General features: G+C 57.0%; 20 protein-coding genes. 6 read left to right on the top strand and 14 right to left on the bottom strand.

Going from position 1 to position 21,038, the window contains the following annotated elements; all coding sequences use genetic code 11:
* The first annotated feature begins 114 nt into the window (after positions 1-114).
* A complete protein-coding gene (gene fmt, locus CE153_RS05600; protein ID WP_099595461.1) occupies positions 115-1,077 on the top strand; it encodes a methionyl-tRNA formyltransferase in 963 nt (320 codons plus the stop codon).
* 123 nt (positions 1,078-1,200) lie between these two features.
* Here the strand turns inward: fmt and serB are convergent, their stop codons facing one another.
* Entirely contained in the window at positions 1,201-1,875 is a 675-nt protein-coding gene (gene serB, locus CE153_RS05595; RefSeq protein WP_099595459.1) for a phosphoserine phosphatase SerB, read from the bottom strand.
* Positions 1,876-1,994: 119 nt separating this feature from the next.
* Between serB and arc the strand changes: the two genes are divergently transcribed.
* From arc to pafA, 5 genes are all read left to right on the top strand, one after another.
* Positions 1,995-3,539, top strand: a complete 1,545-nt coding sequence (arc, locus tag CE153_RS05590) for a proteasome ATPase (RefSeq protein WP_099570795.1) — start codon at positions 1,995-1,997, stop codon at positions 3,537-3,539.
* Between the two features lie 43 nt (positions 3,540-3,582).
* Positions 3,583-5,166 carry a depupylase/deamidase Dop gene (gene dop / locus CE153_RS05585; protein WP_180753420.1) on the top strand — a complete coding sequence of 528 codons (1,584 nt, stop codon included), beginning with the start codon at positions 3,583-3,585 and terminating at the stop codon, positions 5,164-5,166.
* Positions 5,167-5,298: 132 nt separating this feature from the next.
* Positions 5,299-6,129, top strand: a complete 831-nt coding sequence (locus tag CE153_RS05580; protein WP_099595456.1) for an inositol monophosphatase family protein — start codon at positions 5,299-5,301, stop codon at positions 6,127-6,129.
* A gap of 85 nt (positions 6,130-6,214) precedes the next feature.
* Positions 6,215-6,406: a ubiquitin-like protein Pup gene (locus CE153_RS05575; RefSeq protein WP_099595454.1), complete on the top strand. Its 192-nt coding sequence runs from the start codon at positions 6,215-6,217 to the stop codon at positions 6,404-6,406.
* Positions 6,406-7,872 carry a Pup--protein ligase gene (pafA, locus tag CE153_RS05570; protein WP_099595453.1) on the top strand — a complete coding sequence of 489 codons (1,467 nt, stop codon included), beginning with the start codon at positions 6,406-6,408 and terminating at the stop codon, positions 7,870-7,872. Before CE153_RS05575 ends, pafA begins: the two co-directional genes overlap by 1 nt.
* Positions 7,873-8,002: 130 nt before the next feature.
* On the opposite strand, the gene CE153_RS05565 is transcribed toward pafA, so the two are convergent.
* The 13 genes from CE153_RS05565 to CE153_RS05505 form a co-directional block, all read right to left on the bottom strand.
* A complete protein-coding gene (locus CE153_RS05565; protein WP_099570790.1) occupies positions 8,003-8,803 on the bottom strand; it encodes a dioxygenase in 801 nt (266 codons plus the stop codon).
* Positions 8,800-9,162, bottom strand: a complete 363-nt coding sequence (locus tag CE153_RS05560) for a MarR family transcriptional regulator (RefSeq protein WP_099595451.1) — start codon at positions 9,160-9,162, stop codon at positions 8,800-8,802. The genes CE153_RS05565 and CE153_RS05560 overlap by 4 nt, the downstream gene beginning before the upstream one ends.
* A 146-nt stretch (positions 9,163-9,308) precedes the next feature.
* Positions 9,309-9,590 carry an HU family DNA-binding protein gene (locus CE153_RS05555; protein WP_003808664.1) on the bottom strand — a complete coding sequence of 94 codons (282 nt, stop codon included), beginning with the start codon at positions 9,588-9,590 and terminating at the stop codon, positions 9,309-9,311.
* Between the two features lie 154 nt (positions 9,591-9,744).
* Positions 9,745-12,240, bottom strand: a complete 2,496-nt coding sequence (locus tag CE153_RS05550; protein ID WP_236824281.1) for a lysylphosphatidylglycerol synthase transmembrane domain-containing protein — start codon at positions 12,238-12,240, stop codon at positions 9,745-9,747.
* Positions 12,241-12,325: 85 nt separating this feature from the next.
* Positions 12,326-13,768 (bottom strand): adenylosuccinate lyase, encoded by a 1,443-nt coding sequence (gene purB, locus CE153_RS05545; protein WP_099595450.1) that lies wholly within the window; start codon positions 13,766-13,768, stop codon positions 12,326-12,328.
* A gap of 113 nt (positions 13,769-13,881) precedes the next feature.
* A complete protein-coding gene (locus tag CE153_RS05540) occupies positions 13,882-15,363 on the bottom strand; it encodes an esterase/lipase family protein (protein WP_180753419.1) in 1,482 nt (493 codons plus the stop codon).
* Entirely contained in the window at positions 15,360-15,683 is a 324-nt protein-coding gene (locus CE153_RS05535) for a hypothetical protein (RefSeq protein WP_099570785.1), read from the bottom strand. The genes CE153_RS05540 and CE153_RS05535 overlap by 4 nt, the downstream gene beginning before the upstream one ends.
* A gap of 157 nt (positions 15,684-15,840) precedes the next feature.
* Positions 15,841-16,434 carry a DUF6466 family protein gene (locus CE153_RS05530; RefSeq protein ID WP_099595448.1) on the bottom strand — a complete coding sequence of 198 codons (594 nt, stop codon included), beginning with the start codon at positions 16,432-16,434 and terminating at the stop codon, positions 15,841-15,843.
* Positions 16,404-17,423 (bottom strand): VWA domain-containing protein, encoded by a 1,020-nt coding sequence (locus CE153_RS05525; RefSeq protein WP_099595447.1) that lies wholly within the window; start codon positions 17,421-17,423, stop codon positions 16,404-16,406. Before CE153_RS05525 ends, CE153_RS05530 begins: the two co-directional genes overlap by 31 nt.
* Entirely contained in the window at positions 17,420-18,487 is a 1,068-nt protein-coding gene (locus tag CE153_RS05520; protein WP_099595446.1) for a VWA domain-containing protein, read from the bottom strand. The genes CE153_RS05525 and CE153_RS05520 overlap by 4 nt, the downstream gene beginning before the upstream one ends.
* Positions 18,488-19,012: a hypothetical protein gene (locus tag CE153_RS05515; RefSeq protein ID WP_099595445.1), complete on the bottom strand. Its 525-nt coding sequence runs from the start codon at positions 19,010-19,012 to the stop codon at positions 18,488-18,490.
* Positions 19,009-19,962: a DUF58 domain-containing protein gene (locus CE153_RS05510; protein ID WP_099595444.1), complete on the bottom strand. Its 954-nt coding sequence runs from the start codon at positions 19,960-19,962 to the stop codon at positions 19,009-19,011. Before CE153_RS05510 ends, CE153_RS05515 begins: the two co-directional genes overlap by 4 nt.
* Entirely contained in the window at positions 19,959-21,026 is a 1,068-nt protein-coding gene (locus CE153_RS05505; protein WP_099595443.1) for an AAA family ATPase, read from the bottom strand. Before CE153_RS05505 ends, CE153_RS05510 begins: the two co-directional genes overlap by 4 nt.
* Positions 21,027-21,038: the final 12 nt, after the last annotated feature.

The following is a 21,038-nucleotide window of genomic DNA, read 5'->3' as shown; positions in this document are numbered from 1 at the left end:
TTGGTGCGTCGCGTTCCCCTGTTGCACACACTGCTGATATGTGTGCTGTTGATATGACGGAATGATTCCACGATGATAACGATGTGAATGAGGATTTGATAAGGAGGACTTTCCATGCTGAAAGTGCTGTTTGCCGGTACTCCGGATGTTGCTGTGCCGTCGTTGGAGCTGCTGGCTGAAGACACCGAGCATTTTGAAGTGGTCGCCGTGCTCACCCGACCGGATGCGCCTACCGGTCGTGGACGCAAGTTGGTGCCGAATCCCGTGAAGCAGGCCGCTCTTGAACTTGGCCTGCCGGTGATCGAATCCGATCCGAGCGAGGAAACCTTCATTTCCGAACTGTCGGCCACCGGAGCTCAGGCTGCCGCAGTGGTGGCGTACGGCAAAATCCTGAAGCAGGATGTGCTCGACGCGTTGCCGATGGGCTGGTATAACCTGCATTTTTCGCTGCTTCCGCAGTGGCGTGGCGCGGCTCCTGTGCAGCGTTCCATTTGGGCCGGCGAAAAGGTGACTGGTGCCACGGTGTTCCGTATTGTGCGCGCCATGGATGCCGGTCCGATTCTGGCGCAATCCACCGTGGAAATTGGAGCGCACGAAACTGCCGGCGAGCTTCTGAACCGTCTTGCCGAAGATGGATCACACCTGCTTGCCGCATCGTTGCAGGCCATGGCCGACGATCAGATCATTCCGGTGGAACAGCCTGCCGGCGCATATGAGATAGCTCAGAAGATCACCGTTGAAGACGCACATATTCGTTTCGACATTCCCGCGTTCGCGGTGGACCGTCAGATTCGTGCCTGCACACCCAATCCGGGCGCATGGTGCGAACTGCATGCCAACGCTGAAGCTGAACCGACCACACTGCACGTGCTTCGAGCACAGAGCGCCGATATGAGCAATCCCAACACGCCCGCTTCGCTTGAGCCGGGGCAGATTGTGGCCGGAAAGAAGAACGTATGGGTGGGCACTTCCTCAGATCCACTGGAATTGCTTGAGGTCAAAGCCCAAGGCAAAAAGGCCATGCGTGCCGCCGACTGGGCGAGAGGTGCTCATCTCGACGGAGCCTACTGCAAGTAAAATCGAAAACAGGTAGACCATATAAAGTTGCCGTGTGAACATCATGATTTCACACGGCAACTTTTGCTATATCAAGCTTGTGATACTGCGATTCAAATCATCAGAAGAGTCAAATCTCGAAAATCAACGAAGAAAATCAAGAATTCGCGTCAAATCGCGTTCGCTCACACGATGTGGAGCATCCGCCTGAACCGCAGGCTTGGCGCAGAACGCCACACCGAGCCCGGCGGCATGAATCATCGGCAGATCATTGGCCCCATCACCAACCGCAACGGTCTGATCCATATTGATGCCCATGTGTGAAGCCCAATCATGCAGCGACTGCAACTTCACATCTTTCGTAACAATATCGCCAAGCACACGGCCGGTCAGACGGCCATCCGCGGCTTCCAAACGATTCGCAATCCAAAAATCAAGATGTGCGTCGGCGGCAAGACGATCCACGACTTCATGAAAACCGCCGGAAACCACGCCGACCTTCCAACCATGCGCATGCAAGGCATCAATCAAATCGAGCGCACCGTGCGTAAAATGCACACGACGATATACATCATCGAATACCGAAGTCGGCAAATCCTTCAGCAATGCGACGCGAGCCTGCAATGCCTCACGAAAATCAAGTTCGCCATTCATCGCGCGTGCGGTAATCGACGCAATCTGTTCGCCAATTCCAGCAGCGGCGCCCAACTCGTCGATGACTTCCTCGTCAATCAGTGTGGAATCCACATCCATGACCAGCAGACCCGGCTGAGAAAGGGTGGGCGTGGGTGCGATGTTCGGCGATTCTTGTTCAAGCATGGTTTTGATTGTCGGAAATCATGCGGACAATGAGTATTCTTAATGGGTGAATGTATGAGACGGTTGCATTCCGGTTTGGGTTTGTCGGAGTGTTCCCGCGTGTTGGAAGTGGGGTCTGCATGGATCGGCGTGACGATACGTTGGCATCATTGGGCGAGGCAAACGATCAGTTGATGGCCAAGAACCATGCGCTGGCCAAGGCATTGAACCGCGCCACTCAGGAGCTCACCAAAGCCAAAGCGCAACTGAACCAGTTGGCCGGTCCTCCCATGACCTTTGCCACCATGGTGCGCGTGTATTCCGCTCGAACGGACGAACAGGGTGTACAGCGTGCCAGCGCCGAAGTGATTTCCGGTACGCGACGCATGATTGTGCCGGTTGCGGCGAATGTGCAGGCGTCCAGGCTTGAGGCGGGACGCACCGTGCTGCTCAACGAAAACATGGTGGTGGTTTCGCAGGCTGACACCGACACGTTGGGTGCAGTGCGTACGGTGAAGCAGGTTATTGATGATGGACGATTGCTGGTAGCCGACAATGGCGGTAATGTTGCATTGGTCCGCCGTTCGGGCACGTTGGCGAAGGCTGTGATCAATGTGGCCGATCGTGTTACGGTCGATTCGTCCATGCGATTCGCGTTTGCGCTGGTTCCCGCGCAGAATGACGCTGATCTGGTGCTTGAGGAAGTGCCGGATGTCACGTTTGCCGACATTGGCGGTTTGGACGAGCAGATCGAACGCATTCGCGATGCCGTGCAAATGCCGTTCCTGCATCGTGAACTGTTTGAACGGTATGATTTGAAGCCACCGAAAGGTGTGCTGCTGTATGGGCCTCCGGGCAATGGCAAAACCTTGATCGCCAAGGCCGTAGCCAATGCGCTTGCCGAAGGCGCGGCTGGCGGCAGGGGTGTGTTTCTGTCGGTGAAGGGGCCGGAACTGCTCAATAAGTTCGTGGGCGAGTCGGAACGGTTGATCCGCATGATTTTCAAGCGTGCGCGCGAACGTGCCGCGGAAGGCAAGCCGGTGATTGTGTTCATCGATGAGATGGATTCGTTGCTGCGCACGCGTGGATCTGGAGTGTCATCGGACGTGGAAACAACCATTGTTCCGCAATTTTTGGCCGAACTTGACGGTGTGGAAACGCTTGACAATGTTATGGTGATTGGCGCATCGAACCGTATCGACATGATTGATCCAGCCGTGCTTCGCCCTGGACGTTTGGACGTGAAGATTCGTGTGGAACGTCCGAAATTGGCACAGGCGGCGCAGATCATCCGCCATTATCTGACCGATGACCTGCCGCTGGCGCCGGGACTGGATGCGAAGGCCCTGATTGGCGTGCTGGTCAACGACATTTATGCCAACGACGAACATCGGCATCTGTGCGATGTGCGTGATGAGCATGGCCAATGGCATCCGGTATATCTGGCGGATGTGGTGTCTGGAGCGGTGTTGAAGAACATTGTGGATCGTGCCAAAACCCGCGCCGTGAAGATCTCCATTGAGGATGGCCAGCCCGCGGCGATCGGTGTCGACTTGCTGGCCAAAGCAGTCGACGAGGAATTCATGGAAACCCAAGATGCGGTGCTGGATGCCGATCCGGAGCAGTGGAGCCGCATCAACGGTTTGGATGCCGGGCATGTGACCAGCATCCGCCAGGTGGCGTAATGCCGTCGAACAATGTGAAAACAGACGAAAGGAAGTCATATCGATGAGCGTTCGTCGAATTATGGGCACGGAAACCGAATATGCGGTCTCGGCGCCGAAACTTGGGCATTACAATCCCGTGCAATTGTCGTTTGACGTGGTTGGGGCCGCGGCGAACGAACGAACTAAGCATATCCGCTGGGATTATCGGCAGGAAGACCCCATCAACGACGCGCGAGGCACCAGACTGGAACGCGCCGCGGCACATCCCGACCTGCTTACCGACGCGCCGCAACTCAACATCACCAACGTGATCGCAGCCAATGGCGGACGTGTGTATGTGGATCATGCGCATCCGGAATACTCGTCTCCCGAAACCAATGATCCTTTTGATGCCGTGCTCTATGACCATGCCGGAGACTGCATCATGCGCGTCTGCGCACGCAAAGCCAGCGAACAGACCGGCACCGCAATCGTGCTACATCGCAATAACGTCGACGGCAAAGGCGCAAGCTGGGGCACTCACGAAAACTACATGATGCTGCGTTCGGTGCCATTCAACCAGGTTGCGAAACTCATGACGGCCCATTTTGTGGCGAGGCAGATCTTCACGGGATCAGGTCGCGTCGGCATTGGCGAGCGGAGCGAAACCACAGGCTACCAGCTCAGCCAACGTGCCGACTACTTCCATATGAAAGTCGGTTTGCAGACCACGTTCGACAGGCCGATCATCAACACGAGGGACGAATCGCATAGCACCGACGAATATCGCAGACTGCATGTGATTGTCGGCGACGCAAACCGTATGGATGTGCCGCAAGCGCTGAAACTTGGCACCACCAGCATGCTGCTTTGGCTGCTTGAACATGCCGAAGAGGCGGGATTGAACATGGATGAGGCCTTGAGGCCGGTCACTCTTGCCGATCCGGTGCACGCCATGCATGAGGTGTCGCACGATCTTACATTGGGTGCCGCGTTACCGCTGGAAGACGGCGGCGAAACCACGGCATGGCAGATCGAAGTCACATTGCGTTCCCTGGTGTATGCCGCCTCGGCCGTGGTGTATGGGACCGATGCGTCTGGCGAACCGGCGTGGCCGGACCGCTCCACCCGCAACATCATGGCGATGTGGGGACAGGCGCTCGCCGATGTGGCGGCCATTCGCCATGCCGACGATGATATGCGACTTGCGATGCGTGGGGAAGCTTCCCGTGTCGAATGGCTGTTGAAATGGCAGTTGTTGGAGAAGCTGCGGCGTAAGATCGGCTCTGGCTGGGATGATGCGCGCATCGCGGCCGTTGATTTGAAATGGGCTGCGATCGATCCCGTCGATTCGATTTTCGATCGGTTGCGTGACCAAACGGAACGTCTGGTCACGGACGAGCAGTTGGAACAGGCTTCGGTTGAAGCGCCATCGGCTACTCGTGCGTGGTTGCGTGCTGAGATTATTCGTCGCTTCCCCGAGCAGGTCGTGGCTGCGTCATGGTCTCATCTCACCGTGCGTCATCGAACGATTGGTGATAATACCGTGGAGAATCCGATGGTCTCATTGGATATGTCAGACCCTCTGAAATATAGCAAATCTCAATGTTCTGGCTATTGTGAACGTGTCCAAGATGCGGCATCGATTTTGGAAATGTTACGATGAAATGCTATCTGTGCGGGTAACATTGCCATCAATTGGTCGCGAAGAACGACCATTGGCAACAGGTAACATCATCCCGGTATTTTGAGGAGAGGACGTGCCGGGACTGTACAGAGGAAACGAAAAGGCATATCTATGGAACTAAGGCAAATCGCCCTCGAAGTCGCCCGCATCCTGCAGGACGCAGGCAAGCATGCGTTGAGCGACCAGACGAATCCGCGCGACATGAGAAAACTGGAAGCGTCCGAAGACTGCTTCCGCTTCACTTCAAACACCGACGAGCGCCTACAGCAGTTCATCAGCAACCGTCTGACCTATGTCGACGTGTTCGATGGCTTCTGGCAGCTGAGGCCGGAGCAGTGTTATCCCGGCCAACGATACTGGTGCGTGGGCGGCATCGACGGCGTGATCAATTTCGCACGCAACATGCCGGAATGGACCATCACCGTGACATTATTCGAATTCAACGACCAGTGCTCCGCACAGCCGATTCTTTCGGTCGTGCACGCTCCGGCGTTGGGATTGACGTATCTTGCGGTGCGTGGATCCGGCGCGATCCGTATTCGCAGGACCCCGCTGGGAGACAAACGCGAGAAAATCATTCCTTCAACCGCCTCATCCCTTGATGGTTCGGTGGTGAGTTTCGGCATGTCCCCGGTATCGTCCGAATCGCAGCGCGCGCTTGATGTGGTGGCGAAGATCGCCGGGCGTCCTGCCGATATTAAACGTGTCGGTCCGGCGTCCCTTGATTTGTGCAAGGTGGCCGACGGCACGTACGACGCGTATTTCGAACCGCACTTGCATGAGTGGGACGTGCCTGCCGTGTCCGCCGGTGCCATGGTGATTTGGGAGGCTCAAGGCCATCTGACCCAGTGGAACGGCGAAGGCGTTCACTGGCGTCAGGAGAACGATGTGGTGGCCACCAACGGCCTGATCACCAACGATCTGAGCCAGTATTTGGCATAGCGTTGCATGCTGCGCCACACCTGATATAAGGTGTGGCGCAGTGTTTTTTGTAGATTTGCAACCGGGAGTTACAGGGAGGAACGTCATGCCTCAGGAATTTGAACAGGCTCAATCCGCATCCGCAGGTCAAGAGGTGGGTGACGTTGTCGAATCCGCCGGTGTGCAAGTCGACGAAACCACTGATGCGTTGGATGCCGTGCTTGACGATATCGAATCGGTGCTCGAGTCCAATGCCGAGGAATACGTCGGTAGTTTCGTGCAAAAAGGCGGCGAGTGATGCCACAGCTGCGAGACAGCGGCAATCATTCCTCGTCTCCGCTTGATGCGGGAACGTTGCGTGAGGTTCATTCTTTCGCTCGTATTTTCGGCATTGAAACCGAATATGGCGTCAGTGTGACTGGCGCGGATGCGCCATGCGACGCCAGCCAGACGGCAATGATGATGTTCCAGCCGATCGTTGCCTCCGCGCGATCGACCAATACGTATATTGAGAACGGTTCGCGACTGTATCTTGATGTCGGCTCGCATCCCGAATACGCCACGTCCGAGGCCTGCGATCCCATGGATGCTCTGGCTGTGGATGCGGCTGGCGAACTGGTGATGCGTGACCTTGCGCAGGATGCCCAGCAGAGGCTCCGTTCCACTCACGGGGCGCATGCCACAGTGCATGTGTTCAAAAACAACGTGGATTCCGCGGGGCATTCGTTCGGATGCCATGAAAACTACTTGGTACGACGTTTTGTACCGTTGGAAGTCATCGAACACGAATTGCTGCCGTTTCTTATCACACGTCAGGTGTTCACTGGCGCAGGCAGGGTGACGGAATCGGGTTTCCAGGTCACGCAGCGCGCCGATTTTCTGGATGAGGCCGTTTCGTCGGCCACCACAAGATCGCGTCCAATGGTCAACACCAGGGACGAACCGCACGCCGATCCCGACGCTTTCCGGAGACTACATGTGATCATCGGCGATTCAAATCGTTCCCAATGGGCCACGATGATGAAGCTTGCCACCACGCATCTGGTGTTGTGTGTCATTGAACAGGCGGGGCGTGAAGGGCATGAATCGGGATTCTCACGTTTCGCGTTCACGGATCCCGGCGCTGCCAATCGTGCAGTCAGCCATGATCTGAGCGGCGTGAATGCGTCGTTCGACATGGCCGACGGATCGACGTTGCAGGGTGGTGCCGTAGCCATGCAGGAACGTTATCTGCAGACTGTGGAACAGTTCGTGGATGAGCATCCGGAAGTGGCTTCGTCGTTGCCTCGCACCGATGTGCACGATGTGATTCGTCTGTGGCACAATGCGTTGGAAACATTCCGTTCCGGCAATGTGGATGCCTTGAGCGGCAAGGTGGACTGGGTGTGCAAGCATCGCCTGTTCGAAGCGCTGCGTACCCGTTCCGGTGGGAAGGTTGCACAGTGTAAATTGGAGCAACTGGATTTGGATTATCATGACGTGGCCAACGGCACGTTGTATGACTCGTTGCTTCGTCGTGGGGCTTTGTGTTCATTGATTGGCGATCGGCAGGCTCAGAAGGCCCGCACCACGCCTCCGGCAGATACACGTGCCGCATTGCGTGGCAGGTTTGTCTGCGCGGCCAAGGCGTATGGCGCGCAGTATTCCTGCGATTGGACCAGGTTGTCGTTGCAGACGCCGCAGAAGATGGACATGGTCTTGCTCGATCCATTTCAATGTGAAGGGAACGAGGATTTCCAGGCCATGCTTGATGCTTTGGCATAGATGGTCTGCATGCATCTACGAGAGTGGGGCACGGTCGAGGTTTATGGACCGTGCCCCACTCTCGTATTCGTGTTCCGCTATTTCGTTACGTGATTCTAAAGCGGTTAGTGTCGTTTTAGACCGATTCAAGTCAGGCTTCGCCGCGGTATTTCGCCATCATCTGCGATTGCAGCTGCTGCGCGCTTGGCGGCGTCCATGTAATGGCGTCCGCACCCGCTTCGATGGTAGCGAGAATGCGTTCTTCGGAACCGCCTCCTGATGCGAGAATCGGGATTTCCGGGTGATGCATGCGGATGCTTGCCACAACCTGAGCGGTGCGTGCGCCTGCCGCCACATTGATGATGGCCGCGCCGGCAAGGATCTTGCATTCGGTGATCTCATCGTCTTCTGTGACTGTGGCGATGACTGGAATGTCAACCATCAACATGGTGGTCTCGATGGTTTCCGCAGGAGCTGGCGCATTGATGACAACGCCTGCCGCGCCTTGCATTTCGGCTACCATAGCCAATTCGGCCACACGTGGACCTGTGGTGGTGCCACCGCCCACGCCCACGAACAACGGCATTTGGGCTACAGTGAGCAGCGCTTGTGTGATAACCGGCTCGCCGGTGAACGGGTAGACGGCGAGAATGGCGTTGGCATTGGTGTTGCGAATAATCACGGCATCGGTGGTATAGGCGAACGATTTGAGAGTATGGCCTTTGACTGTGATGCCGCCGCAATGCTGCGATATGACTTCGGGCACTCGCGCATTGGGGGAGGAGAGACGACCTTCGACGCGCGCGGTTCCATAACGGGTGCGTGACACGTGAGGCGTCACGGAATGCTGTTCCACGGCCACGGCCTCACTTGGAGCGAATAGGGATCGTTTGCCGATACGAATTGGTTTGGGGTCGTTTGCCTCGGGAGTGGCCTCCTGCTCGTCGCTCATTCCCGCACCTCCGTGTCTGTGTGATTCAGCATAAGAAATTCATGGATGGCTTTGCGTCGTTCCGCGTACTCTTCGTCGAGGAGTCTGGTGTCGGTGTTGTCGATGATACGCCGCAGAAGTTCGCTGAGAGTGGAAAGCTCCTCTTCGTTCAGACAGTCAAGCATATGCGCTGCCGTGCCTGATGATTTTGGAAGCTGCTGTAGTGGTGCCACGCCCCGACGGGCCGCTTCGACGTTGCGTACCCGTGTCGCGGCGCGAAGCACGCTCTGTGTGCGCGTCGCCTTGAGCTTGGTGTGCAGTATCAAGATGTTGAGTTCGTGCAGTTGGTTGATGACTTCTTCTTTGCGTTGGTCGGTCATGAGATTCCCCATCTATATGGACACGATGTCTAATATGCATAGTCTAGCGCAGAATCAACCTGAGAAACGGTTGCATGCGGGAATCAGAAAAAACAGATGCCCCGACCATCGTGGTCGGGGCATCTGATCGTCCATCATCGCAATGATTACTTGGTGACAGCCTTCTTCAGCAGGGAACCGGCGGAAATGCGAACACCGTAGGTTGCCGGGATCTCGATGGTTTCGCCGGTGCGCGGGTTGCGTCCGGTGCGTGCGGCGCGCTTGACGCGCTCAGCGGAGAACAGGCCGGTCAGCTTCAGGCCTTCGCCGGACTGCATTGCCTCGACGAACACGTCCTGGAAAGCGTTCACAGCTGCCTCAGCCTGTGCCTTGGTCAGGTTAGACTTCTGAGCGATCTTCGAGACGAGATCAGACTTGTTGTATGCCATAAAGCATCCTTCTTGGATCAGGGGACATTCTGATTACGAACATCCACGTTCTTTATGATATTAGCGCACTATTATGAGGGAAACGGCATTTTATAAGGGCTTTGGGCGCTTTTTTTATAAATAGGGGGTAAACCGAAGCGTACGGGGGCGTTTGTCAGATCAAATTGTGCCTGTCGAGCCATTTCATAGCCAGCGCGCCGACCGGAATTCGCAGCCAGTAGAAGGCGATTCGGTAGACGAGAGTAGCGGACACGGCAATGGTGGAGGGAATGCCCACGGCGGTGAACGCCACCGACAGCGCGGCTTCCACGGCACCCAGACCACCAGGTGTGGGAACTGCGGACCCCAAAGTATTGGCAAGCAGGAAGATGAACGTGGTCTCTATGGGATTCGTGTGATACCCAAACGCCATCAACGCGGCCCAGAAGCCCAGTCCGGTCGCAAGGTTGAGCACCAAAGCGCCCGCTATGCCGAAAGCCAGTTCCTTCGGACGTGCGAGAACGTCGACTAGATTGCGTGCGTAGGCCTTTGCCATCGGAAGATATTTCTCGGTCACCAAATGACGTACCGGAGGAATCGCCATGGCCGCCGATACGACCAGCGCGACGAGGGCGATCACCATGATCAGCGTATTCGTCGGAATCATGCCGGACAAGGTATTGCGCCCCGTGAATAGGCCGATCATCAGCAGCAGCACGATGGTGGTGCCTCCCTGCACGGCCCAGACCGCGCTCATAACCGCCGTCGCAGCGGTGCTACGATAGCCGCTTTTACGTAGGAACTGAAGGTTGACGAACGCGGGACCGACACCGGCCGGCATGGAAACGGCGGTGAAGCCGGATGCCATTTGAGAGCAAAACAAGCCGATCGTATTGCGTTTGTCAGAATCCATGAACACACCCAAGGTGATGGCGGAACCTAGCCATGCGATAAAACCGAGAGCAACGCAAACCAAGGCCATAGCAAGATTCGCGTCTCTGACCGCTTTGATCATCTCGGCCGGCTGTATCTGTGTGAACACCACATATACGGCAACCACCAGCAAGGCGATGGCGAAGAAGGAACGGAAGCTGAATCGCGATAGCGTGACCTTTTCCATCGAATCCGCAACATCCTGCGGGGCGAGCGCGGAAATCCGTGTACGTAGATCGGAAAGCATCTTCTTATCCCAACCCGGCAGAGTGCGCGTCGCGGCGGGAACGGCGGCTTTTTGCACAAAAGGCGCCAGATTGATGAGCTGCTCATCGCCCCAGGTCCTGCGAGCGCAGGCGATCGCACGGTCGACGCCGTTCAATGTCGCAAGCAATACGAGAAGCTGTACTTTGTCAAGGGCGAAGTTCGGCGATGCGCTGCCGTAGTCGCCATTCTGCCATCCGGCAATTACCGGTTGATTGTTTTCCATGCGAGACAAGGTGTCGGGGGTGATGCGCCGATGTGTGAAACCATGGCGATGTGCTGCTGCGAGGTATTCCATGAATGTTTCCATGTCATGGTCGGACATGGTGTTTTGGTTGCATTCCAATGGCATGTGGTTGCGGTGGAATACCAGAATGGAGGATTCTCCATAGTCGGCCACGCCGTATACGCTCGGAGTTTTCAGGCCGGCGTTGGCTAGGCCGAGAATCATGGCGTAATGGTGGTGCGTGGCGTCGACGGAGGAACGGTCACGGCGCATGGAAACACCGGTCAGGCGAAGCCACTGCCACACCTGATTGAGGTAGCCGGCTGCATGTACCTGATTGTCGAGCACGGAAACGGTGTATTGCGTGCCTTCATAATCGACGACATCGTAAATACGGGAATTTTCGATTAAATCATCATCTAATGTGGCTTTCAATACTCCTGAATCGGCGTATGGGGCGACTCTGCGTGTAAGTAGTGATACGTCAATGCCGATGGAACGTAATGATTGCTCGATCTGTGTGCCCCAGGCGCCATTGTTCTGCGTGCCGATGGCGAAACGAATCAGCATGCCGATAACGCGGCCTATGGCATAGGATGTAATGGCGCCGGCCAGCGAATTCCATGAAAGCACAACCATCAGCATCGCCACGGCGTACAGTACGTTCCATCCCCATTTGGTGCATGAGCGGATACGACGTGGGCCTGAAACGGTGAGGAATGACGTCATGGCGGCGTAAAAATCGGGAAGCAGTCCGGTGCCTACGGATGTGCTGTTGGATTGTAGCGGAATGATCAGCATGGCATTGTTGGAATTGCTGATCAGTGCGGATACGCCCCATACTGCGAAGAATCCGAAGATGAGGGACATCACGGAAACCACGCTTTGCAGCCATTCTTTGGATGCGAGCAGCTGGATGAGCACGCTGACGGTGATGCATACGATGGCAAGTTGCTGCAGTAGGGAGGATGGCACATCCGTCAGCCAGCTGACCACGCGTCCTGCGGAGCGAACGTCGGATTCCACGCCGGATGCGGTGCCGTGCAGATACACGGAGAACAGTATTACGCCTATGCCGAGCACCAGTGCGAAGAACGCATGTGTTAAATCGGCGAAATCACGGCTGCGTTTCGGTGGCACATCGTCGATATGCGGTTTGGGCTTATTGGCTTCGGGGGAGTGAGACACTGTTGACTTGCTCCATACGTATGAGATTGGCTTCAGGTGGGTCATATTGCCCCACTGCATTCGATAATACGCCTTGAGGGTGGCTACGAAATACGTGGCCACCCTCAAGATGCATGGTTTTTAGTGTTTATTCGACAGTCGTGATTCAGCGGTCGAAATCCACCAGCTTGCCGGCGACACCGGTATATGTTGCCGGAGTCAGTGCCTTCAAGCGAGCCGCTGTGGCATCATCGAACGCCTGCTGGTCGATGAACTGTTCGACGGCGTCCTTGGAGATTTCATGGCCGCGCATGAGTTCCTTGACCTTCTCGTACGGCTTGTCCATGCCTGGCAGACCTGCCAGTTCGCAGGCGCGCATGGCGGTCTGAATCGGCTCGCCAAGCACCTCCCAGTTGGAATCCAGCTCGGCTTCGATGGCGATGTCGTTCGGATGAATGGAATTCAGGCCGCCCATCAGATTGTTGAGTGCCAGCACGGAATAGCCCAGTGCGGAACCGATATTGCGCTGTGTGGTGGAATCGGTCAGATCGCGCTGCCAGCGGGACTCGACGAGCGTTGCGGACAAGGTGTCAAGCAGCGAGCAGGAGATCTCCAGATTCGCCTCAGCGTTTTCGAAACGGATCGGATTGACCTTGTGCGGCATGGTAGAGGATCCGGTGGCGCCCTTGACGGGAACCTGGGCGAACACACCACGGGAGATGTACATCCATACATCCACACACAGGTTGTGCAGAATGCGGTTCGTATGGCTGATGGTACCGTACAGCTCGGCCTGCCAGTCGTGCGATTCGATCTGCGTGGTCAACGGATTCCAAGTCAGACCCATGCGGTTGGTGACGAACTCACGGGAGACGGCAACCCAATCCACGTCCGGGCATGCGGCCAAATGCGCGCCGAACGTGCCGGTAGCGCCATTGATCTTGCCGAGATATTCCTGAGCCTTGACCTTGTTCAGCTGGCGGTTCAGACGGTACACGTACACCGCAAGCTCCTTGCCCAGCGTGGTCGGGGTAGCCGGCTGGCCATGGGTCAGCGACAGCATGGCCTTGTCGCGGTATTCTTCGGCCTTCTGAGCCAGATGGTCGAGGATGGCCTGCGCACCCGGCAGCCACACGTTCTCGATGCCGTTCTTCACGCAGCGGGCAATGGACAGGTTGTTGATGTCTTCGGATGTGCAGGCGAAATGCACCAGGGTCTTGAGCCCGGTCAGCTGGGTTTCATGGCCGAGCACGTCGGCGGCCTTGTCAAGCTGATCGTCGATGTAATATTCCACGGCCTTCACGTCATGATGGGTTTTGGCCTCATGAGCAGCATGCTGAGCGATGCCTTCAGCGCCGAAATCCTCAGGAATGGAGCGCAGGAACGCCTGCTCCTCATCGGTAAGCGGCTTGACGCCCGGAACGATGGTCTGGTTTCCGTTGCCTTCAAAACCGTTGGCAAGCAAAATCATCCATTCGACTTCCACACGCATGCGCTCGCGGTTCAATGCCGGTTCGCTCAAATATTCGACAAGCGGAGCGGTCTGCCCATGGTAGCGGCCGTCAAGAGGGGTCAATGCGATTGCAGGGGAAATATCAGTAAGCTTCATAGATAACAGCATACGTTCAGCCGTAAACGAGATTCGGATATCTGTCCGTTCGGTGGATGACGCCTATCCTGCGTTATCGGTTCCGCTCGGCTGCGGCTGACCGCTGTGTGCTTTCATTTGCTCATGCGTCCTTCGAAATACATGACCTCCTGCAGGTCGCCGTCGAGAATCTCATCGAAATGTCGTTCGTGGGTTTTCACGGCGGATGATCCCATATCGGTTGCGTTCTGGTATGCGGCTTGATGATATTTCAGCCAATGCGTGATCTCCTTGTTGTCGGGAGCATCTGTGACGGGAGTTCCCGCGAACGTTGATTCCGGATTGTTGTCGGACTTGCTTGCGGTGCCGCGTACGGTCAGCCAATGTTCGGAATTGGGGTTGGCCGCGCCGTCGAGGGCTGCCACAAGCTCGTCGTCCATTTCCACGCTGGTCACCCACGTTTTGTCTGGAATCGGATGGTTGGCGACGGGCGATCCGGCGGTGACCACATGTTTGATGTCATAATCGTCCTTCAGATCCGATGCGATGGTGGCGGCGACGATGCCGCCCTGCGAATGCCCGATCAGTGCGACCGGCTCATCGGATTTGATGCCGGCCTGCTTCAGGGCCTCCTGGACCATGCGTGCGCTGTCCGCCTCCATACGCTGCTTGCTGTGGGAGCTCATAAGCTCAACGTTCTGCGGCCATCCGAACGGGGAGTCCGGCTGGCCGTCGGTGCCGGGAATGGTGACGAGCCATGAGTTGGTGCCATCGGTTCTGCGGTATTTGGAGATGGCGATGGTACCGTACTCAAGCCCGCTGTCGAGATCGGCTTTGCCGAGACGTTCCTCGCCGAGACGCCGAAGATCTTCCATCGCTTCGCTCACGCTATGCGATTCTCGAACCACTTCGGTTTTCGGCCGGACTCGGGTGACGGTGAGGTTGTTGCCCTGAATCAGGTTGTAGCCACGCGACGTTGCGTTGGAAATGGTGCCGGCCGCATGGTTGACTTCGTCGGTATGCAGCAGGCCTTTGACCTTGCCGTATCTGCTGAGCGCGGCGCCGGCCGCGCCCATAATGCCTTCCTGCGCCCAATCCAACGAATCCAACAGGTAGATGGGGTTGGATTTGCCTTCGTTGATGGAACCCATCACGTATCCCAAGGCGGACATGGCCGTGCCGATAAGTATCGACTCCTTCGGGAATGCTGTGATCGTCAATTGCAGAAGTTCGTTCAAGGCCCTTCTGCCGGCGTCATCGACATGGGAATACAGGGATTGCGCACGAATGATCAATGCCGATAATTCAGACAATCGTGCCGCCATCGCTCCCAGTGCGCTCGCGTGGCCGTCGCAACGTTCTATGAGTTGATCGTATGGCAATTCGATATGATCTGCGGCATTGCAGTAGGAGTTTGATCCGGATAGCAGGACGACGGCCGATGACGCATAGGGATAGGTGGAAAGCTGAAGCCTCAATGCCCGGAACGAGTCATGGGCGCGGTTCAGCTCATCGGCCGCATGGCTGAGCGCTTTCGCGGCACGCAGATAGGCTTCGGTTTCCTCTGTGGAATATTTGCATCCGCCGCTGACTCTGGCGGTCACTTGCCAGCTCATACCGCACCTACCGACCATAGGATGCGTGAGGTGTCGTTGAGCGCGTCTCGCAGCGCCAAGGATTGCTTGCGTAACTCATCGAGCCGCGCGCGATATGATTCGGCGGCGATTCCCGCCCAATTGGGTAGTGAACTGGATGCGAGCGCGGCGTCGAGATCGTCGAGGCGCTGTGATGCGGAAGTGAGTTTGGCGTTGATCAGCGTTTGGGTGGCGTGTATGCCGGTACGGCAATGGCAGGGCATGCCTGGCATCGAGGTCAGGGCGTTGATGGGGTCGTAGCCCAGTGAGGGGACGAACGGGTATGCGATTGAAGTGTTCATAGCTGTATTGGAACACGTCGGTCGGCTGTCGTGGTGTGGAGGGCGAGGCCTGTGGTCGGAGGATGGTCAAAAAAACAAGTTGCCGGCGTGTCGTCGTTGGAAAATCAACGAGAGCACGTCGGCATGCCTGTGGATAACTCTTTGAAAGAGACCCCCTTTACCAAGGTTTTGCAGGTGAGGACGTTCCGTCGGAATCCTGTTTGGCGGCAGAACCGGAATCATTGGAATCGGATTGGGTGGATTGCGCGTTCTGCGCCAGAAGCTCCTCGACTTTCTGACGCTGCTCGTCGGTCAATGTGCTTCCGTTGCCTTGATTGCCGTCGGTGACGGACTGCCCGCCTTCGATGGCGGTGTCGGTATCGGATTTTCCTGAATCCTGCATTGAATGGATCTTCTTGCGTATGGATTCGGTCAGTTTTGCCGAGATGGCGGCGTTATGTTCGATGGATGAACGCACGTTCGGCAACAACAACACGCCTGCCGCTCCGGCTTCACGGAATTGGGCGTCGGTCTGCTGCTGTTGGGTCTGCAATTTGTCGAAATCGGCGTCCTGCTGCTGGCTGGCCTTGATATTCGCGTTCAAGCTGTTTGTGGCTTGATTGTAGTTGCTTACGGAAGCGAGATTCACTATGGCAAGCGCGCTCACGGCGATTGAAATGGCCGCGATGACGGCGATGATGATGCGAACAGGCAAGGATGCGCGTGCTTTGACGGTCATGTTCACAGCAGCCTCCTGGATTGCGTGATCCATGCTCCGGCTTCGAACGCCAGCAGCAGCTCCACGGCAATGGCGAACGGCCAGACCACGGCGACGGTTCTCGTGCGTTGTTTGGTGGTTTGCGTGACACGCCATTGGCCGGAAGCCTCTTTGGAGGCTCCGCCGTTCATGGTTGTTGTCGCGTTGAGTTGGATGGCGGTTCCGCTGAGTTCGTCGGCGATGGTGTTCATCTCGTCGGCGTTCATGCGTGATACGCCGGGTTCACCGGTTTCCGGATCGGTGACCCACTGTCCGTCGCCTTCGTTCACACCATCGCCGGTCATGGGGATGTTACCCCCTTGTTCGCTGCCGACGGCAATGGTGAACGCGTCGGAAAGGTAACGGCGTAATGATGAGAACGTACGACGTGTTTTCGAAGATGTCTGTTCGCCGTCCGAAATCAGGTACAGCACAATAGCATCATCCGGATGCTGCTCATGAATCGACTTGCATGTCAACAGCAACTGGTCAATCGGCACATCCAAAGTCGAACCGGCCGAAACGGAAGTCGATTCCGGTGCGAGCGTATCCGCCCAATTGTCGATCGCTTTCGAATCGGGTGTCAATGGAACATCCAATGTCCCCGAAGCTCCAAATCGCAATGCCGCGAAACTGGAATTCGGGTACATGGCGGTGATGTCCTTCACGGCCTGCTTGGAAACATCCAAACGGCTGAGTTGCTCGTCGGAACCGTATTGCGCGTCTTTGACCGCCATGGAACCGGTCACGTCGACCGCCACCACCACATCGGTGGCGTTGATCGCGCGGCTATTCGTGGGTGAGACGATGCTTGGAGTCAATGCCATAACGGCCACGAGCATGCAGGCAAGTGAACGTCTTACACAAGCCCAGACGGTTTCGTCGCTTTGCTCCTGTCTGCGGATATGCAGCACGATCTGCGCGACTGCGCAAGCCAGCATGACCACGGCGATCGCCGAGCCGACGGGCCAACCCAAAGCGGGGGAGAGCGTTAGATGATTCATCGCTTCAACCTCCAAGCCAATATCAGCCAGAACACCATTACCACAGCCAGCGCCAATGTCCACCATCCAGGCGCGTCCGACATGGCGGCCTTGCTGTTTGACGCGCTTTCCTGGCTGCGACGTGATTCGATTTGTTTGACCAGTTCGGCAACGGAAGCGCCGTTCGATTGCGTGAGAAACACACCGTCATGTGATTCGATTTCGGATTTGAACTGATTGGTGGTCTGCTCCGATTCGCTTTGCTGTGGTCCGGAGAAAAGCCCGTCAACCGTGATTTCCGCCTGTTTGGTCAGGTCGAGTGCTTCCTGAAGCGTGTATGTCGGATCTCCTGAAACGACATTATCGGTGGCGAGCACAATGGAAGCGGCACGTTGGCGGGACGAGGTGTCCGCATTGGCGCTGCCGTAGGCGAAGCCGGGCAGCATGGCCGCACAGCTCACTACGCCGTCGCCGATCAGGGAAGTGGCGTCCTTGCGATTCTGAGTGCCCTCCAGCCAGTTGGAAATCGCCTGATAGTCGCTGTCTTTCATCTTGTCGATATCATCTTGCGATTCAACGCCCTTCAGTATCGTGCTGGCCTTGTCGAGCTGCTCGGATACCAGCTCATAATCGTCGGTCAGCGGAAACACGGTACGTGACGTGGAATTGAAAATACTCAATCCGATGCGTTCGCCCTTGAAGCTATCAACCAATCTGCGGTAGGTGTCGATCACTTCTCGGTCGTAAGGCAACGTCGATCCAGACACGTCCAAGCACAGCACGATATCGCGGCTGCTTGCGCGTTCCTCTCCTTCGTCCACGGTGCTGGGGCGTGCCACCAGCGCTATCGTCAGTGCCAACGCGACCACCAGCAGAACAGCGGCCATGCGTGACAGCGTGCGCCACTGCCGGAACAGCTTCGACGCGGTTTCGGTGTTGAGATCGTCATCCAAGCTGAACGTTCGTGCGGCTCCAGTATCGGCATGTTTGCGTTTTGCGTCGACCAGCACCATGACGGCGACGACGGCCAATGCCACGATCAGTCCTGCGAAACCGGCCCACGGCCAGTGCCATGACAATTTCATTCATCGCCACCTTTCCACAAGATTGGCAACCCACTCTCCAGCTTGTTCGACGGTGGCCTCCCTGGCGGTGTGATTGCGTTCGGCGTCAGCGAATTCCGGAGGATACAACGCTTCGATGGTCTGCCTGAGCAAGGTGAGACCATGCTGATTGCCTGTCGTGCGTGGAGTCGCTTCAATGTCGGTGAGCGTTTGGCTGCGCACATCGCTGCCGGTGGCTGCGGATGCGAAATCCCTTGCGATGGCTGCAAGCAGAGCGAACGCGTTCTCCCTCGTAAGATCGCCCTTGGCGTGACGGGTAACCACATCATCGATGCGTTCGTGCCATACCGACGTGCCCGTGGCCGCATCATGACGTCCATGATTGGCTTTTTTCGTGGGCTTGCGGTTCGGACGCGACAGCCACACCACGAGAATGACGAGTGCCGCGGCAATGGCGAGGCACACTGCGATGACGACGCCCAGACCCGTTTCGATATGAATCGGATCCATCGTGTCGAAACCGTTGTCGGACAAGGTGATGATCATGCCTTGCCTCCCAGGGTGATTGCGGACGGGGCTTTCAGCTGATTGCGCGTGGAGCGGGCCAGGGAAACGGATACCATCCGAGCGAATTCGCGGAACATGCGTTCGCTTGAATCGGCACGGATCACGGTGGAACCGCAACGATTCAACTCATGCCGGACGGATGCGGACAGATATTCGCGGTGCGTGCGAACCTCCTGCGCTGTTTTGCCAGTGCGTAGGAACGCGGGGACGCGACGATCGCTGCCTGCGTCGAACACCGTGCGTGCATGTGTGTCGTCGAATGGATTGATGGTGGCCACGTCGATAAGCACCATAGGGTGGGTTCTTGCGATCCTGCGGATGGATTCCATATGACGTTCCTCGAGTGCGTGCTCGTCGGTGGCGAGTATGACCAGCGCATCCCTGTCGCGAATGCGGCGGGCATACTCCAGCAGGGCGTCGATATTGCGGGGCTTGCTCCAATCACGTTGCAATGCATCGTCCAACGTATGCTCGAATTGCGCGAGTCCGCCATTAAAAGGCACGCGAGTGATCGAGCCTGCGTCGCCGAACACGATGGACACTTCGTCCCCTCGGCGCAGGCTGAGTGCGGCGAACATGCACAAGGCGTTGGCTGCGACTTGGTGCGCCTGCTCACCGGAAACGCAGGTACCGGTCATCTCCTGCCCGACATCGAGCAGAAGCCAGGTCCGCGAGGTGCATGGGCGTTCCCGCTGCACCACCATTGGGCGTCCGGCACGGGCACTGGTCTTCCAATCAATCCGTTTCGCCTCGTCTCCGGGCTCGTAGACGCGGATGTCCATGACATCGTCGGCGCCGAAACGTTTGTCCGATGCATGTGCTCCCTCAAGAGTGCCAAGTGCTTTACGGACGGTCGGCAGACTCAACGTGGTTCCGAGAGCCTCGATCTTGCTGCGGATCGGATCTTCGGAACGAATTGTGCCGATCATGGAACGGGAACCGCCTGAACGATGGAGTCCACCACCTGGTCACTGGTGATGCCGTCGGCAAGAGCTTCAAACGTTAGCAGAATGCGATGGCGCAGCACCTCATGGGCGAAGGTTTTGACATCTTCCGGAATCACATAGTCGCGTCCCTGCATCAGTGCGTTGGCCTGTCCGATACGGATCAGCGCGATGGATGCGCGCGGCGAGGCTCCGAGACGCACCAGCGTGGACAGTCCTTGCACCGGCTTGGTGCCTGCCCCTCGTGATGTGGCCGCGATATCGACCGCATATTTCATGATCGCGTCGGAGACATGCACGCGGCGGGCGGCGGAGCGCAGGAATTCGACGTCGCTGATGGATACGACATCTCCGGTGAGCATTCGTGAATCGAAGGTGTCGGAACCGCGACGGGTAAGCATGGAGAGCATGCGCTGCTCTTCTTGGGCGGTTGGATAGGTCATGACCGCCTTCATCATGAAACGGTCCATCTGCGCTTCAGGAAGGTTGAATGTGCCTTCCTCCTCGATGGGGTTCTGCGTGGCGATGACCATGAAAGGCTTCGGCAGCGCAATGCGCTGGCCTCCGATGGTGGTGGCTCCTTCGGCCATGGCTTCAAGCATGGCCGACTGTGTTTTCGCGTTCGAACGGTTGATTTCGTCGAGCAGCACGAAATTGGCGTGGATGGGTCCGATCTGCGTGGAGAACTTCTGTGTGGCGAAATCGAAGACCTGGGTGCCCACCAGATCTGACGGCATCAGGTCTGGGGTGCACTGCACCCTTTTGAACGATCCGGACACAGAGGTCGCCAGCGTTTGCGCTGCCGTGGTCTTGGCCAGACCAGGAACGGATTCGATGAGAATGTGACCGCCTGCCACCAGTGTGGTGATCAGCGATTCGCGAAGATTGTCCTGCCCCACCAAGGTCTGTGCGAAGCGTGCGCGGATTCGTGCGCCGATCTGCTTCGCGCGGTTGATGTCTTCCGCAGACAACGTGCTTGGTTTGCTGACGGCCGGCATGGGAATGGGGACCGGGGCCGGTGCCGGATTTTTTGGAGGGAATAAAGCCATGATTGCTACTGT

The organism is Bifidobacterium sp. N4G05, assembly GCF_002742445.1.
Lineage (GTDB): Bacteria > Actinomycetota > Actinomycetes > Actinomycetales > Bifidobacteriaceae > Bifidobacterium > Bifidobacterium hominis.
Note: the sequence above shows the minus strand (reverse complement) of the source record. Positions and strands in the feature narration are given on the sequence as shown.

Bases quoted from the DNA above. Each gene is read 5' to 3' on its own strand.
- fmt (WP_099595461.1), top strand. From the start codon at position 115: ATGCTGAAAGTGCTGTTTGCCGGTACTCCGGATGTTGCTGTGCCGTCG.
- serB (WP_099595459.1), bottom strand. From the start codon at position 1,875: ATGCTTGAACAAGAATCGCCGAACATCGCACCCACGCCCACCCTTTCT.
- arc (WP_099570795.1), top strand. From the start codon at position 1,995: ATGGATCGGCGTGACGATACGTTGGCATCATTGGGCGAGGCAAACGAT.
- dop (WP_180753420.1), top strand. From the start codon at position 3,583: ATGAGCGTTCGTCGAATTATGGGCACGGAAACCGAATATGCGGTCTCG.
- CE153_RS05580 (WP_099595456.1), top strand. From the start codon at position 5,299: ATGGAACTAAGGCAAATCGCCCTCGAAGTCGCCCGCATCCTGCAGGAC.
- CE153_RS05575 (WP_099595454.1), top strand. From the start codon at position 6,215: ATGCCTCAGGAATTTGAACAGGCTCAATCCGCATCCGCAGGTCAAGAG.
- pafA (WP_099595453.1), top strand. From the start codon at position 6,406: ATGCCACAGCTGCGAGACAGCGGCAATCATTCCTCGTCTCCGCTTGAT.
- CE153_RS05565 (WP_099570790.1), bottom strand. From the start codon at position 8,803: ATGAGCGACGAGCAGGAGGCCACTCCCGAGGCAAACGACCCCAAACCA.
- CE153_RS05560 (WP_099595451.1), bottom strand. From the start codon at position 9,162: ATGACCGACCAACGCAAAGAAGAAGTCATCAACCAACTGCACGAACTC.
- CE153_RS05555 (WP_003808664.1), bottom strand. From the start codon at position 9,590: ATGGCATACAACAAGTCTGATCTCGTCTCGAAGATCGCTCAGAAGTCT.
- CE153_RS05550 (WP_236824281.1), bottom strand. From the start codon at position 12,240: ATGCAGTGGGGCAATATGACCCACCTGAAGCCAATCTCATACGTATGG.
- purB (WP_099595450.1), bottom strand. From the start codon at position 13,768: ATGAAGCTTACTGATATTTCCCCTGCAATCGCATTGACCCCTCTTGAC.
- CE153_RS05540 (WP_180753419.1), bottom strand. From the start codon at position 15,363: ATGAGCTGGCAAGTGACCGCCAGAGTCAGCGGCGGATGCAAATATTCC.
- CE153_RS05535 (WP_099570785.1), bottom strand. From the start codon at position 15,683: ATGAACACTTCAATCGCATACCCGTTCGTCCCCTCACTGGGCTACGAC.
- CE153_RS05530 (WP_099595448.1), bottom strand. From the start codon at position 16,434: ATGGATCACGCAATCCAGGAGGCTGCTGTGAACATGACCGTCAAAGCA.
- CE153_RS05525 (WP_099595447.1), bottom strand. From the start codon at position 17,423: ATGAATCATCTAACGCTCTCCCCCGCTTTGGGTTGGCCCGTCGGCTCG.
- CE153_RS05520 (WP_099595446.1), bottom strand. From the start codon at position 18,487: ATGAAATTGTCATGGCACTGGCCGTGGGCCGGTTTCGCAGGACTGATC.
- CE153_RS05515 (WP_099595445.1), bottom strand. From the start codon at position 19,012: ATGATCATCACCTTGTCCGACAACGGTTTCGACACGATGGATCCGATT.
- CE153_RS05510 (WP_099595444.1), bottom strand. From the start codon at position 19,962: ATGATCGGCACAATTCGTTCCGAAGATCCGATCCGCAGCAAGATCGAG.
- CE153_RS05505 (WP_099595443.1), bottom strand. From the start codon at position 21,026: ATGGCTTTATTCCCTCCAAAAAATCCGGCACCGGCCCCGGTCCCCATT.